The following is a 13983-nucleotide window of genomic DNA, read 5'->3' on the forward strand; positions in this document are numbered from 1 at the left end:
GCCGTTTGTTCTGCCCGCACTATCAGAGAAGGGCGGTCTAATCACTCAGACCACCCTTTTACGGTTGTTTTTACTGCAAAACCACTTTGTGGAACACCTTTTTCCCCTTTTTGATGATAAGCTGCCCCTCGGCAAAATCTGCTGCGGTAAGCTCCTTCATCACATCGGTGACCTTTTCGTCATTGATGGTGACGCCGCCCTGCTGGACAAGGCGTCTGCCCTCCCCTTTCGACGCGGTCAACTTTACCTTTAAGAGCAAATCTAGCACGCCAATCTTTCCGTCAGTCAAATCGGCTGTGGAAAGCTGGGTAGTGGGCATATTTTCGGTGTTCGCTCCTGCGCTGAACAGTGCCCTCGCGCCTTCCTGTGCCTTTCTGGCTTCCTCTTCTCCGTGCACCATTTTGGTAAGCTCGAAAGCAAGTATCTCCTTTGCTTCATTGAGCCTTTCCCCTTCCCAGTGATCCATTTCATTGATCTGTTCCAGCGGAAGGAAGGTCAGCATACGCAGGAACTTCAGCACGTCGGCGTCGTACACGTTGCGCCAATACTGATAGAATTCAAAGGGAGAGGTCTTGTTCGGGTTCAGCCAAATGGCGTTTCCGGCGGTTTTTCCCATTTTTTTGCCGTCCTTGTCCGTCAGCAGCGTGATGGTCATAGCGTGGGCGTCCTTCCCCAGCTTCCGGCGGATCAACTCCGTACCACCCAGCATATTGCTCCACTGGTCGTCCCCGCCAAACTGCATATTGCAGCCGTATGCCTGAAACAGATGGTAAAAGTCATAGCTCTGCATGATCATGTAGTTAAATTCCAGGAAGGAAAGCCCTTTCTCCATGCGCTGTTTGTAGCATTCCGCGCGAAGCATATTGTTGACGGAGAAGCAGGCGCCGACCTCACGGAGCAGCTCGACATAGTTCAGGCTCAGCAGCCAGTCGGCATTATTTACCATCATTGCCTTATCATCTCCAAATTCGATAAAGCTTTCCATCTGGCGCTTAAAGCATTCGGCGTTGTGGTCAATGTCTTCTCTCGTCAGCATTTTACGCATATCCGTGCGCCCGCTGGGGTCCCCGATCAGGGTGGTGCCGCCGCCGATCAGGGCAATGGGTCTGTTCCCCGCCATTTGCAGGCGTTTCATCAGGGTCAATGCCATAAAATGCCCGGCGGTCAGGCTGTCGGCTGTGCAGTCAAAGCCAATATAAAAGGTGGCTTTACCGCTGTTTATCATCGTGCGTATCTCTTCCTCGTTTGTCACCTGAGCAAGCAGTCCTCTTGCCTGCAGTTCTTCATAAATTCCCATGTCCCTTTTTCTCCTTTTCCGTATTTTCCATTATTTTTTCGTACTCGATGAGGGTCATTCTCAAACCCAGTTTCTTTTTTATGCCCGTTGGGCGGTAGCCCAGCTTTTCATAAAAATAGCACAGTTTGGATTCCTCTTTGATCGTTTCCAGCTCCCAGCGGTGGATTTTCGGATACCGTTCCTCTAACATTCGCATTGCCGCCTGCGCATAACCATTGTCTTGATAGTAAGGCAGAATGCAGATCAGGGAAAGGCGGCAGTAATCCTTGAAGACATAGACCCGTATCGCGCCGATATGTTTTCCGTCCAGCAGGATAAAATAATAGTCCGTGTTCTTCCATTCCTGCCTTGTTCGGACCATTTCCATAGGCTCAGAGGCAGGGTTTGTCATATAATCTCCGTATTTTTGCAGCAGCGGCTGAAAAGACCATTTTTGCAGGTCATATAAATCCTTAATATCCTTTTCACCTGCGAGAGCCAATGACATACTCATTTTTTCACCCCCAAAGAAATTAAAAATCGCCCTCTGCATTTTGCAGAGGGCGATTTGATCGCGGTACCACCTCTATTCGCTGCAGCCTCACAGCTACAGCCTCATCAGGCATATTTCACGTATGCCCCTGCAGAATAACGCCTGCCACACGGCTGTCTCTACTGACCATTGCGTTCCAGACAGCGGCTCGGAAAGGTAACTTCAGCGTCTGCCATGGTCCTGCTTTCACCAGCCGCAGGCTCTCTTTGCCAGTTCGGACAGAGCTTACTTCATTTCGTCATAGCCGTTATCAGACATTATAAAGGTGAATGGAAGAAAAGTCAAGTAGATTTCAGCATTTCTTCTGCCATTTTCAGCTGCAGGTCAGTGACATTCTCTCCGCCGATAATGCGGGCAAGTTCCTGCTTCCTGCCTTCAAAATCCAGCAGCTTCACATCTGTGAAGGTCCGTTCCTTCTCCACATGCTTGCTGATTTGGAAATGATTGTCCGCCAGCGCGGCGATTTGCGCCAGATGGGTGATACACAGCACCTGGCGGTTTTGAGAAACCTGCTTCAGCTTCTGCCCTACTTTATTGGCAGCGGCGCCGCTGATGCCGGTGTCCACCTCGTCAAAAATCAGGGTTTCCACCTTATCCTTGCCGGAAAGCACGGTCTTTATTGCCAGCATGATCCGGGAAAGCTCGCCGCCGGAAGCAATTTTCGACATAGGCTTGGGCGGCTCTCCCTTATTGGCGGAAACGAGGAACTGCATTTTATCACAGCCCATGGCATAGAGCGGCACGCGCTCCATTTCCACAAGAAACTCAATTCCAGGCATATTCAGGAAACCGAGCTCCTGCTTTACCATTTCCACAAAGGTTTTTCCGGCAGCCTTTCGTCTTTCGGAAAGCTGTTTTGCCAGGGTGATCGCCTGCTTTTTTTCGGCTTCGTATTGGCTTTCCAGTTCTGCTCTGGCTTCATCGGAAAATTCTATCTCGTGGATCTCCTTTTGGGCATTTTCCAAAAATGCCAGCATTTTTTCTTCCGTATCCCCATATTTCAAGCTCAGCCGATACAATAAATCAAGCCGGTCTTCCACGGTCTCCTGTAAAGCGGGGTCAAATTCCACGCCCATGCTTTGCAGCGCTGAATCCACGTCCTCCAGCAAATATTTGGCGTCTCGCAGCTTTTGGGTCGGCTCTTCCGCGTCGGATAAAAATTCTGCCGCCCGTTCCATTTCGGAAACCGCCTGGGAAACCCCGGAAAGCAGACCGTTGGCGTTCTCGTCGCCAATCAGAAGGTCACGGACAATTTCCAGAGAAGCCGCGATTTTCTCACTGTTACGCATCGCGTCCCGCTGGCGGGTCAATTCTTCCCGCTCGCCGGGCTGAATATCGGCTGCTTCCAGCTCATCAATCTGATAACGCAGCAGATCCAGCCGCCGGGCTTTTTCCCCTTCGTCGGTGTTGAAGCTTTCCAGCTTTTGCTGAATGCGCCGAAGCTTTCGATAGCTTTCCTGATATTCCTCCAACAGCTTTTCCAGCCCGCCAAAGCTGTCAACATAGGTCATGTGGACCTCCGGCGACAGCAGCTCGTAGCTCTCGTGCTGCCCATGAATGCTGATAAGACGGGTCCCCAGTTCCCGCAGCATGGAAACAGTAGCGGGAACGCCGTTCAATTTGCAGAGTGATCTTCCTTCCAGACGGATTTCCCTTTGAATTAGAAGAGAATTGTCCTCTTCTCTGGGAATGGACATTTCGTCCAGCGCTTTCAGCGTGTCCTGATCCAAATCGACAAACAGGGCGGAAACTGAGGCTGTGTCTGTTCCCGTGCGCACCAGCTCTTTGGAGGTCCTTTCGCCCAGCACTGCGTGAATGGCGTCAATAATGATTGACTTGCCCGCGCCGGTTTCTCCTGTCAGTACGGTAAAGCCCTGATCCAGCTCGATAGACGCCCGCTCGATAACCGCAATATTGTTGATAAAAAGTTGTGCAAGCATCTTCTATCACCTGCTAATCAATTTCCGAAATTCTTCCTGAGTTTCCAGAGCGATTTCTTCATTTTTGCACACAATGAAAATCGTATCTTCACCGGCAAGTGTCCCTACAAAATGCTGAGGATAAGCGGCGTCCATGGCGGCGCAGACCGCCTGTGCCATACCGTTTATGGACTTGATAACGATAAGATTCATCGCCGCTTCTACGGAAATGACCGAATCGGAAAACAGAGAATAGAATTTAGAAGACATATCGTTTCCGCTGTCACCGCCGGTAGAATACTTGTAAGCGCCGGAACGGGAAAGGGTCTTTACAAGCCGCAGCTCCTTGATATCCCGGGAAACGGTGGCCTGGGTCACGTCGAACCCGCTCTCCCGAAGATAATTGAGAAGCTCGTCCTGTGTGTCAATGTCATGCTCCTTGATAAGCTCCAAAATTTTTGCATGGCGTCTGGTTTTCATAAACAGTGTACTCCTTTCGTCCTGATGGAATTCGTATCGCTGCGAGACTTACCTCGTCTCGATGATCTTTTGGTTCAGTACATCATAAAAATCCCTGTGGTCCAGCTTCAAAAAGCGCGCGGAACGTTCTGAGCGGGAAAAAACAAGCTTATCCCCGGAGCTGAGCGTGATAGGCGTTTCGCCATCCACGGTCAAGAACAGCTTCCGCACATTTTCGGGAATCGTTACTGTCAAGCGCGTGTCTCCGCCAAACACCACGCTGCGGTTAAAGAGCGCATGCGGACAAACCGGAGTATACACCAGGCACTCCATGTCCGGCTGAATAACAGGTCCTCCGGCAGAAAGAGAATAGGCGGTGGAACCGGTGGGCGTGGCCACGATAAAGCCGTCCGCCCTGCAGTGATAGCCCTTATTTTCTCCCAGTGCCATCCAATAATCTATAATTGAGGACAGCTCCCCCGATACCACAGCATCGTTCAAAGCCTTATATGAGGCCGTTTTTCCCTGGGAAGTCAGTTTTACGGATACCATCAGGCGGTTTTCTTCCCGATAGTCTCCCCGTAACAAATTGAGCAGCAAAGGCAGCTCATTCAATTCCAACCCGGCGGTAAAGCCCAGAGTTCCCGCATTGATGCCCAAAATCGGCTTGCCATATTCTGCTGCCAGCTTTGCGGTATGAATGATCGTGCCGTCGCCGCCGATCGCGATAAACAGGTCGCAGGAATCCATGGAATCCTCAAAGGTTTCGTGATACACGCCGTTCTCATCGAACAGGTCGGACTTCAATTGTATTTCGCAGCCATGGGACTCCAGGATCGCCACCGTTTCCTCGGTACACGCCATAGCTTCCTTTTTTGTCAAATTCGGTACGACTGCAATTTTCACAAGAAGGTCTCCCTTGACATTTTTAGCGATCCAGCTCCCGATGGGACTGTTCTACAACTGCCGCGGTCTCCGGCACGGTATCCGCTGTAAAAGGGGATTCGGAACGCTGCAGATAAATCAGATATTCAATGTTCCCCTCGGGCCCCTTCACCGGGGAAAAGGTCAGCCCCAACACAGAGAATCCGTTTTGAAGAGAAAAATCACGAATTTTCTCTATTACCTCGCAGTGTACGAGCTTATCCCGCACCACGCCCTTTTTTCCCACCTTTTCCCTGCCTGCCTCAAATTGGGGCTTTATCAGGCAGACCGCCCGCCCGTTCTCAGACAAAAGCTTTCTCAGCGTGGGAAGGATCAAAGTAAGCGATATAAAAGACACATCAATAGAGAAAAAATCTATCGGTTCGGGGATGTTTTCTTCTGTGAGGTATCGGGCGTTGGTGCGCTCCAGATTGACGACCCTCTCGTCTGTGCGGAGCTTCCAGGCAAGCTGTCCATACCCCACGTCCACGGCATAGACTTTGACCGCGCCGTTTTGCAGCATACAGTCGGTAAATCCGCCGGTGGAAGCACCGATATCCATGCAAACAGCCCCGGAAAGCTGCAAATCAAATTCTTTCATGGCTTTTTCCAGCTTCAGCCCGCCGCGGCTCACATATTGCAGTCCCGCTCCCCGCAGCTCCAGGGAAACGTCTTCCGGGAACATATCTCCGGGCTTGTCGGCTTTTTGATTGTCTGCGTAGATCAGCCCGGACATAATGACTGTTTTTGCCTTTTCCCTGCTTTCTGCCAAACCATGCTCCACAACTAAAACATCAAGCCTCTTTTTCAGAAAAACCAGCCTCCCGTTCTATCATGCCGCGAACTGCTGTTTCGATCCCCTCCGCATTTAGTCCGAGCTTTTCCAAAGCGCGGAACATGGGCGCGTGTTCAATGTAAGGGTCGTCGATTGCCCGTAGCTCATATTTGCCGGAAAAATCTGATTGACTCAACAAAAACGCAAAATGCTCCCCGATACCGCCCCGGCGAACGCCTTCCTCCAGAAAAAGCACTTTTTGACATGGGAGCGCTTCTTTCACAGCAGCCGGGTCCACAGGGATAATGCGGTTCAATTTGACGAGCTTAACAAAAATCCCCTCTGACCGCAAATGCTCTACAGCCTCTGCCGCAAAGGAAAAAAGCCTGCCATAAGTGACGATACACAAATCCGAGCCAAGCCGGCTTCCATACACCTGGTAAGATTTCGTATTGCTTTGAAACCAATCCGGCTTGTACAGCTCCTTTCCTCTGGGATACCGAATGGCACACAGCCCCGTCCCCTCACGCACCAACAATTCCAGCTGTATCCGCAATTCCCCGAAAAAGCTTGGGGAATATACCGTCGCGTTGGGGATCGTCTGCAAATAGGCGGCGTCAAACAGCCCCTGATGGGTCTTGCCGTCTTCCCCTACGATTCCAGCGCGGTCTATCGCTAAAAGCACTTTGACGCCCTGCAGGGAAACATCGTGGAGCAGTTCGTCATAAGAACGCTGCAAAAAGGTGGAGTACACGGCAAACACGGGGAGCATTCCCCCTGCCGCCAGCCCGCCTGCAAAGGTAACAGCGTGTTCTTCCGCAATGCCCACGTCAAAAAATCGGTCGGGAAAACGTTCCCGAAACTCTGAAAGCCCTGTGCCGTCCTGCATTGCCGCCGTGATCGCGCAGATTTCAGGAGACTCCTGCGCCAATTGGCACAGGGCTTCCCCGAATACATCGGAAAAGCTCTGGGATTTTTCCCCGGTATTCCCCGTATCCACGTCAAAGCCGGACAGGCCATGGTAAATGCTGGGAGCCTGCTCGGCGTACTGATATCCCTTTCCCTTATAGGTGCGGACATGAAGCAGCACAGGCTTTTGGATCAGCTTGGCGCTTTCCAGCGTTTCCCGCAGCTCGCGGATATTGTGCCCGTCAAAAGGACCATAATAGGCAAAGCCAAAATCCTCAAAAATCGTGGAGTTATAGAAAAATTTCTTGATCGTTCCCTTGATATGGCGCAGTACGGCGGAAATCCCCCTGCCGATCACCGGCAGCTTATTCAGGGAATTTTCCAAATTGCTTTTGATTTTGATATAGGAGGGCTTTGTGCGGATATAGGTGAGATACCGCGCCATGGAACCCACATTTCGGGAAATGGACATTTTATTGTCGTTTAGGATCACAATGAGATTTCTATGCAGTCTCCCGGCATTATTTAAGCCTTCATAGGCAAGCCCGCCGGAAAGTGCTCCGTCGCCTATTACCGCTATGGCGTAGCCGTCCCGGTTTTGCAGATGGTTCGCTTCGGACACACCCATTGCCATGGAAATAGATGTGCTGCTGTGCCCGGTGGTGAACTTATCATACTCGCTTTCCTCCCGGCTGGGAAAGCCGGAAATGCCGCCCTCCCTGCGAATGGTGGAAAAAGTGTCGTAGCGCCCTGTCAAGAGCTTGTATGGATAGCTCTGGTGTCCCACGTCCCACACAATGGTATCCTTAGGCGGGTCGAATGTCAGTGCCAGTGCTACTGTCAGCTCCACCACCCCTAAATTGGACGCAAGGTGTCCGCCGTTATTGGAAACAGTGCCGATAATAATTTCCCGAATTTCCTCGCACAGAGAGGAAAGCTCCTCGTCTGTGAACCCTTTCAAATCCTGCGGAGCATGGATCCTATCCAACAAATTTCCCATAAAGAGACATCTCCCGTCAGAGCGCCACCCCATTTTGCAGCTTTGCCGCAGTGACCGTATTCTGCATCAAAATAGCTATCGTCATTGGACCCACCCCGCCGGGGACGGGCGTGATCCAGGAAGCAAGCGGCTCTACTCCGGCAAAATCCACATCGCCGCACAGCTTTCCGGCATTGTCCCGGTTCATTCCCACATCAATGACCACCGCGCCGGGCTTTACCATATCAGCCGTCACAAAGCCCGCTTCCCCCACGGCGGAGACCAAAATATCGGCTTGCCGGGCGATTTCAGGCAGATTTTCTGTCCTGCTGTGACAGATAGTCACCGTGCCGTTGTGCTGTAAAAGCAGCATTGCCATGGGCTTTCCCACAATATCGCTGCGTCCGATCACCACACAGTGCTTCCCGGAGATTTCCGTTCCCGTAGAACGGATCAGCTCTATGACGCCAGCCGGCGTGCAGGGCTGGAAAATCGGGCTGCCCTGCATAAGCTTGCCCACGTTGTATGCATGAAAGGCATCTACGTCCTTTTTCGGCGAAATAGCTTCTACCACAGCAGCTTCGTCCAGTCCCTTTGGCAAGGGGGACTGCACCAAAATGCCGTGAATATCTTCCTTTTCATTGAGACGGTACACCAATTCCAGCAGTTCCTGCTGAGAAGCACTATTGGGAAGAAGGTACTCTTCGGAATGTATCCCAGTGGCTTCGCACGCTTTTTTCTTATTATTTACATAGATCCGGGAAGCGGGATCATCTCCCACCAGCACCACTGCCAGTCCGGGGCATATTCCCAGTGCTTTCAGCTTCTCCACTTCCGTGCCGACCTTTGCCTTGACCGCGGCGGAAACAGCTTTTCCATCAATCAAATTTGCCATTTGCGGGAACCTCCCGATTACTTTTCTTCCTGCGTCCCGTCAGAATCCTGTTTCGGCTCTTCCTCCTGCTTCTCTCCATCGTCCATATCCAGAGAAAGCTCTTCGGGGGACAAATCGCCGAAAATCGTGCTGAATTCATTTACAGGTTCTGCCTTTTCTTCTCCGTCTGCGCCAATTCCCACGCCTTCCATCACCCGTGCGCTGCCGCAGCCTGTCAGGCTTGTCTTGTGGCGGAACGCAAACAACAGGATCAAGCCCACGATCACGCACGCGGCGGCGAGGACCTGGGACACACGCAGATTCAAGAAGTGCAGCATAAGGCTGTCCGTACGCAGCCCCTCCAGGAAAAAGCGGCACGCGCCATACCACACTATGTAAAGCAGGAAGGTCTGCCCATCGTAGCGGCGGAATTTCCGGGTGAAAATGTGCAGTAAAATGAAGCCCAGCAAACACAAAAGCGATTCATACAAAAAGCAGGGGTGCACCGGGCTGCCGGGGACAACTAAAGAGGTGTTGTCACTCTGCATTCCCCAAGGCAGGTCGGTAGCACTGCCAAAGGCTTCCTGATTTACAAAGTTCCCCCATCTGCCCACGCACTGACCAATCAGGAAACCCAGGGAGGCAATATCCAGCACGGCAGGTACCTTCAGCTTGCGGATTTTTGCCATAATACCGCCGAAAAGCATTGCGCCAATAATACCGCCGTAGATGGCAAGCCCGCCCTCATGGATTTTGAAAATCTCTAAAGGGTTCTGCCAATACTTATCCCCCGGATAGAACGCGACGTAGTACAAACGGGCGCCGATAACGCTGCCGATCAAGCCGACGATCACAGCGTCGATCAACCTGCCCATGTCAATGTTCATTTTTTTCGCGCTGACAGACGCGTATAAAATCGCCAGCAAAAAGCCGATTGCAATGATGATGCCGTACCAGCGCACCTGAAAGCTTCCTATGGAAAAGGCTACCTCATGGACAACAAAGCTCAAGCCTAAACCCGGAAATTCTACTACATGGTTCATAAATCATTCTTCCTTTCTGAATAACGGTCAGAGTGGACGGACAACAGACAGTACGCTCTTATCTTTTTGGAATACACTGAGCTTTTTTTCCACGTCTTCCATCGTCAGCTCTGCAAGGGCGTCAATATAGGTGAACAGCTCTCTGCCCTTGAAGGTAAAGGTCAGCAGAGCGTTGGCAATGCTCGCCGTGCTGTTCAAAGCGGAAATAATATCTCCATACAGCGCCCTCTTCGAGCGCCCAAACACGTCCTGTGCGATGCCCTCCCGGCAGAACCGCTGGACCTCCTCCGCAATGGCGTCCGCCACCGCCTGGGGATTTTTTGATTCCCCGCTGAAACAGGCAGTCGCATAGTTTGCACCCTCAAAATATTCATAGTCAAAGCTGGACTCATTGACAAGGTCCGGCGCCAGAAGCTTTTGGAACAGCGGCGAAGCGTCCGACGCCAGACATTCCAGCAAAACCTCCATGGCAGCAATGTCTTTTTCAGTCCTGCTGTTTTCTGCCGGTTCCTTATAGCCAAACTGGAACAGCGGCATTGCCACGGAAAGCTGTGTTTCCACATAGGACTGCACCACGCTGTCAGGCTCCGGCGGGAAGATACGCTTCACGTTCACCGGCTCTGAGGGTTTTAAGAGCCTGTCGCAGATAGCGAGCACCTTTTCAATGTCAAAATTGCCGCAGACCGCCAGCGCCATATTATGAAGATTATAAAATGTGTAATAGCAGCGGTACAGGTACTCCGGCGTAATTTTCGCAATGCTTTCCACGGTTCCGGCAGTATCTACCCGCACCGGGTGCGCATGGTACATCGCACGAAGATAATGGAACATCACCTGCCATTGAGGCTCGTCATCGTACATTCGTATCTCCTGCCCGATGATCCCCTGCTCCTTTTGCACCGTCTGTTCGGTGAAATAGGGCGATTGAACAAAATCTAATAGAATTTCCAGCGAATCGTACAGCCTGTCCGTGCAGGAAAACAGATAGCAGGTGGATTCAAACCCGGTAAAGGCATTGGCGCTGGCGCCCGTTTTCGCGTATCGCTGAAAAGCGTCGCCGTCCTCGCTTTCAAAGAGCTTGTGCTCCAGAAAATGGGCAATTCCCTCAGGGACCGTTTCCGGCTGTGCTTCATCGCTGCGCTGGAAACAATTGTCGATAGAGCCGTATTTTGTACCAAAAATGGCATAAGTGGAAGTAAAGCCTTCCTTTGGGTACAGAAAAATGTCAAGCCCGGTAGGGTGGCTGATTTTATAATAACTGTCCCCTACTCGCTTTCCCGTTATCTTTTGAAGCTCCATATCAGCCATCGTCACGTCCTTTCAAGCGATACACCACGGCAGGGACAAGCCTTCCCGCCGCCTCCACAACCTCGGCTGCCGTATAATGCATAACCTGCTCGGCTGCCTGTTCCGGGGTTACGGTGTTTTCGGAAAGGAGCTGACCCAAATACCAGATTTCCATTGCGTGGAGAGAATCCCTGATGGAACGGAAAGAATTGCACAGTGCCAGCTTGGCGGAAAGCAGCTCTTCTTCCGTGATTTCACCTGCCTGCAGCATTTGAAGCTGGCGGAAAATCTCCTGCTCAGCCTGTTCCAGATTGGCAGTTTCCACACCGCTTTCCACATACAGGCTGCGCCCGGGAATTGAGAAATTCGAAGAACAGTAATAGCAAAGGCCCATTCTTTCCCGAACATTCTGGAAAAGCTTGGAACTGGGCGTACCGCCGAACACAGCGCTCATCAGCTGGAACAAAAACCGCTCCTCCGGCTTGGAGTCCACCCGGAAGCCCAAAGAAAGCTTCGACTGGGATACTGCCTGTTCTTCGGTCACCCTGCGGATCCCATCGGGCTTTTGATAAGGCAGAGGCGATAGGGAACGGGGCGTCCCCATTTGAGAAAAATGCTTTTGAAAAAGCTCTGGCACAGGGACGCAGTCTCCCAGAGTAAATACCTCGAACCGGGCGGAAGAAAGCACCTCCTGCCAGGCGTCAGATACCTGTTTTCTGTCCAACGCGGCAATTTGCGTTCTGCTGCCGTAACGGTCGATTTCCGCATTTTGCCCGGCAAACAGCAATTCTTCGCAGCGCTGATGGGCGTAAGTGATCTTATCACTGAATTCCGTGTCTTTCAGCTCCAGCAGCTGGCGCTGCTCCTGCCGGAAATTCTCCTCCGGGAAACAGCCGTCCTCGTCCAGAAGAGGAGAAAACAAAGCGCTGAAAAGCAGCCCGGAAAGCTCGGAAAACATATCATCTTTCCCAAACGCATATCGGTTTGAAATGCCTGCCACGGAAATGGTCAGGCACTGGAAGCCGCCCAGCTTCATCACCCTTGTGCTCAGAGACGCCCCGTACAGCTCGGACAGCCTTCTGTTTAAGGAGAGAAAGTCGGGGTATTCCCGGGTAGCTCTCGTTACCAAACTGGGTAAAATTCCGTAAACCGCCGCAGTTTCTCTGGTAAGCGGCAGCAGCATATTTACGGAAATCTTCATGGTCTTAAATCTGGAATCTGTGCGGCTTGTCAATGTTGCAGAATCGCACAGCCGCCATATTTTATTTTCATTCATTCCGATTTGCCCTTTCTAATTATCCAGGATTCAGAATCCATTATGACCCACTGATTGGAGAAACCCGGTCTTTCCGAAGGAAAGACATATGCTTCTTGCAAAGCAAAAGAGAAGCGTTTTCCGAAGAAAGACACAGGCTTTCTTCTGCTCAGGGGTTCTCTCTGATGATTGCTTTGCAATCATTTTCACCTGGCGGTGGGCACTCGTGAAGCGTCCTTGCACAAACCACAGGTAAATCGCCCGACCACGGATTTTGTTTTTCCAACATCTTGAATCCAGAATCTAGAATCTATTATATCACAAAGAAGCAAGTTTTCAAAGGAAAACAGAAAAAATAATGAAAAAGGTCACGGCGTTGGAAAAAGCACCATGACCTTTTTGAAGTATCGTGATATAAAGTTACAGCGTGCCGAAAATCCGGTCTCCGGCATCTCCCAAGCCGGGCAGGATATAGCCGTTCTCATTCAGCTTTTCATCTACGGACGCGCAATAAATGTGAACGTCGGGGTGGGCTTCCGTCAGCGCCTTTAATCCCTCAGGGGCAGCAATGATGCAGAGGAATTTAATGCTCTTAGGACGGCTGCGCTTCACGATGGTGATAGCGTCAATGGCAGAACCGCCGGTTGCCAGCATGGGATCGAGAACGATCACGTCGCGTTCTTCAATATCCTGAGGCAGTTTATTGTAATATTCCACGGGCTTCAGGGTGTCGTGGTCACGGTACAAGCCGATATGACCGACCTTTGCGGAAGGAACGAGGTTCAGCATACCGTCCACCATGCCTAAGCCGGCGCGGAGAATGGGCACAAAAGCCAGCTTACGCCCGGCGATCACCTTGGTAACGGTTTTCTGCATGGGCGTTTCAATTTCCACGTCCATCAAGGGAAGGTCGCGGGTGGCTTCGTAACACATCAGGGTGGCGATCTCGTTCACCAGTTCCCGGAAATGCTTGGTGCCCGTTTCAGCGTTCCGCAAAAAGGTAAGCTTGTGCTGAATGAGCGGATGCTCCATTACCTGTATTTTACCCATTTGTTTTCTCCTTTGTCTTCTATTCTTCGATCAGATCGATTCTTCTCTGATGTCTCTCCTCACCGGAAAACTCTGTATTCAAAAAGGTATCCACAATCTTTACAGCCAGCCCCGGTCCTACCACGCGGCCGCCAAGAGCCAGTACATTGGCATTGTTGTGCTGTCTGGTGGCCTCAGCGCAGAAGCAGTCTGTGCACAGCGCCGCACGGATTCCTTTCATCTTATTTGCCGCTATGGAAATGCCGATGCCTGTGCCGCAGATCAAGATCCCCTTGTCACACTCTCCGCTCTGAATGGCCTTCCCGACTTTTCTCGCGTAGACGGGATAGTCCACTGACTTGTTGCTGTCACATCCGAAGTCCTTGTATGGAATCTTGTGTTCCTCCAGATATCCGATGATCTCCTGTTTCAGCTCAAATCCGCCATGGTCACAGCCTAATGCTAACATTTAAATTTCCTCCTGTATTTTCATTTTTTATCGCTCTGCAGTTTATGTGCCTGCACACGGAAACGGCTTGTCCGGCATATGTCTGCCCACCGCCCGCAGGCCTGTTAAACATGTATCAGATGATGCCCTGCCGCCTTGAGAAGCCGGTTCATAATGGCCTGTCCCATTCTGGGCGTATCAAAGGACTCTGAAAAAATATGATCTACCTGCTCCTCATCAAACTCTCTCAAAA

General features: G+C 51.3%; 14 protein-coding genes and 1 other annotated feature. All 14 genes read right to left on the reverse strand.

Features of this window, described 5'->3' with window-relative positions; genetic code table 11:
- Positions 1-70 precede the first annotated feature (70 nt).
- Positions 71-1297 (reverse strand): tyrosine--tRNA ligase, encoded by a 1227-nt coding sequence (tyrS, locus tag AB8996_RS04165; protein WP_369297706.1) that lies wholly within the window; start codon positions 1295-1297, stop codon positions 71-73.
- Positions 1284-1790 carry a GNAT family N-acetyltransferase gene (locus tag AB8996_RS04170; RefSeq protein ID WP_369297707.1) on the reverse strand — a complete coding sequence of 169 codons (507 nt, stop codon included), beginning with the start codon at positions 1788-1790 and terminating at the stop codon, positions 1284-1286. The genes tyrS and AB8996_RS04170 overlap by 14 nt, the downstream gene beginning before the upstream one ends.
- A 42-nt stretch (positions 1791-1832) precedes the next feature.
- Positions 1833-2080: a binding site (T-box leader), on the reverse strand.
- 30 nt (positions 2081-2110) lie between these two features.
- A complete protein-coding gene (gene recN, locus AB8996_RS04175; RefSeq protein ID WP_369297708.1) occupies positions 2111-3769 on the reverse strand; it encodes a DNA repair protein RecN in 1659 nt (552 codons plus the stop codon).
- A 6-nt stretch (positions 3770-3775) separates the two neighbouring features.
- Positions 3776-4228, reverse strand: coding sequence for an arginine repressor (argR, locus tag AB8996_RS04180; RefSeq protein WP_369297709.1), 453 nt, complete (start codon positions 4226-4228; stop codon positions 3776-3778).
- A gap of 48 nt (positions 4229-4276) precedes the next feature.
- Positions 4277-5113, reverse strand: a complete 837-nt coding sequence (locus AB8996_RS04185) for an NAD(+)/NADH kinase (protein ID WP_369297710.1) — start codon at positions 5111-5113, stop codon at positions 4277-4279.
- Between the two features lie 22 nt (positions 5114-5135).
- Positions 5136-5942, reverse strand: coding sequence for a TlyA family RNA methyltransferase (locus AB8996_RS04190; RefSeq protein WP_369297723.1), 807 nt, complete (start codon positions 5940-5942; stop codon positions 5136-5138).
- Entirely contained in the window at positions 5926-7815 is a 1890-nt protein-coding gene (gene dxs / locus AB8996_RS04195; RefSeq protein WP_369297711.1) for a 1-deoxy-D-xylulose-5-phosphate synthase, read from the reverse strand. The genes AB8996_RS04190 and dxs overlap by 17 nt, the downstream gene beginning before the upstream one ends.
- Before the next feature lie 16 nt (positions 7816-7831).
- Positions 7832-8689, reverse strand: a complete 858-nt coding sequence (gene folD / locus AB8996_RS04200; protein WP_369297712.1) for a bifunctional methylenetetrahydrofolate dehydrogenase/methenyltetrahydrofolate cyclohydrolase FolD — start codon at positions 8687-8689, stop codon at positions 7832-7834.
- 17 nt (positions 8690-8706) lie between these two features.
- Positions 8707-9711, reverse strand: coding sequence for a prolipoprotein diacylglyceryl transferase (lgt, locus tag AB8996_RS04205; RefSeq protein ID WP_369297713.1), 1005 nt, complete (start codon positions 9709-9711; stop codon positions 8707-8709).
- A gap of 27 nt (positions 9712-9738) precedes the next feature.
- On the reverse strand, positions 9739-11019 hold the full coding sequence (locus AB8996_RS04210) for a M16 family metallopeptidase (RefSeq protein ID WP_369297714.1): 1281 nt from the start codon (positions 11017-11019) through the stop codon (positions 9739-9741).
- A complete protein-coding gene (locus AB8996_RS04215; protein ID WP_369297715.1) occupies positions 11012-12274 on the reverse strand; it encodes a M16 family metallopeptidase in 1263 nt (420 codons plus the stop codon). The genes AB8996_RS04210 and AB8996_RS04215 overlap by 8 nt, the downstream gene beginning before the upstream one ends.
- 399 nt (positions 12275-12673) lie before the next feature.
- Positions 12674-13303 (reverse strand): uracil phosphoribosyltransferase, encoded by a 630-nt coding sequence (gene upp, locus AB8996_RS04220; protein ID WP_369297716.1) that lies wholly within the window; start codon positions 13301-13303, stop codon positions 12674-12676.
- 19 nt (positions 13304-13322) lie between these two features.
- On the reverse strand, positions 13323-13751 hold the full coding sequence (gene rpiB / locus AB8996_RS04225; protein WP_033140989.1) for a ribose 5-phosphate isomerase B: 429 nt from the start codon (positions 13749-13751) through the stop codon (positions 13323-13325).
- 104 nt (positions 13752-13855) lie between these two features.
- Entirely contained in the window at positions 13856-13981 is a 126-nt protein-coding gene (locus AB8996_RS04230; RefSeq protein ID WP_369297724.1) for a Sua5 family C-terminal domain-containing protein, read from the reverse strand.
- Between the last annotated feature and the right edge of the window lie 2 nt (positions 13982-13983).

The organism is uncultured Neglectibacter sp., from assembly GCA_937958185.1.
Classification (GTDB): Bacteria; Bacillota; Clostridia; order Oscillospirales; family Acutalibacteraceae; genus Acutalibacter.

Coding starts and splice junctions, on each gene's coding strand:
- tyrS (WP_369297706.1), bottom strand. CDS start 1,297: ATGGGAATTTATGAAGAACTGCAGGCAAGAGGACTGCTTGCTCAGGTG.
- folD (WP_369297712.1), bottom strand. CDS start 8,689: ATGGCAAATTTGATTGATGGAAAAGCTGTTTCCGCCGCGGTCAAGGCA.
- AB8996_RS04215 (WP_369297715.1), bottom strand. CDS start 12,274: ATGAATGAAAATAAAATATGGCGGCTGTGCGATTCTGCAACATTGACA.
- rpiB (WP_033140989.1), bottom strand. CDS start 13,751: ATGTTAGCATTAGGCTGTGACCATGGCGGATTTGAGCTGAAACAGGAG.
- dxs (WP_369297711.1), bottom strand. CDS start 7,815: ATGGGAAATTTGTTGGATAGGATCCATGCTCCGCAGGATTTGAAAGGG.
- argR (WP_369297709.1), bottom strand. CDS start 4,228: ATGAAAACCAGACGCCATGCAAAAATTTTGGAGCTTATCAAGGAGCAT.
- AB8996_RS04170 (WP_369297707.1), bottom strand. CDS start 1,790: ATGAGTATGTCATTGGCTCTCGCAGGTGAAAAGGATATTAAGGATTTA.
- upp (WP_369297716.1), bottom strand. CDS start 13,303: ATGGGTAAAATACAGGTAATGGAGCATCCGCTCATTCAGCACAAGCTT.
- lgt (WP_369297713.1), bottom strand. CDS start 9,711: ATGAACCATGTAGTAGAATTTCCGGGTTTAGGCTTGAGCTTTGTTGTC.
- recN (WP_369297708.1), bottom strand. CDS start 3,769: ATGCTTGCACAACTTTTTATCAACAATATTGCGGTTATCGAGCGGGCG.
- AB8996_RS04210 (WP_369297714.1), bottom strand. CDS start 11,019: ATGGCTGATATGGAGCTTCAAAAGATAACGGGAAAGCGAGTAGGGGAC.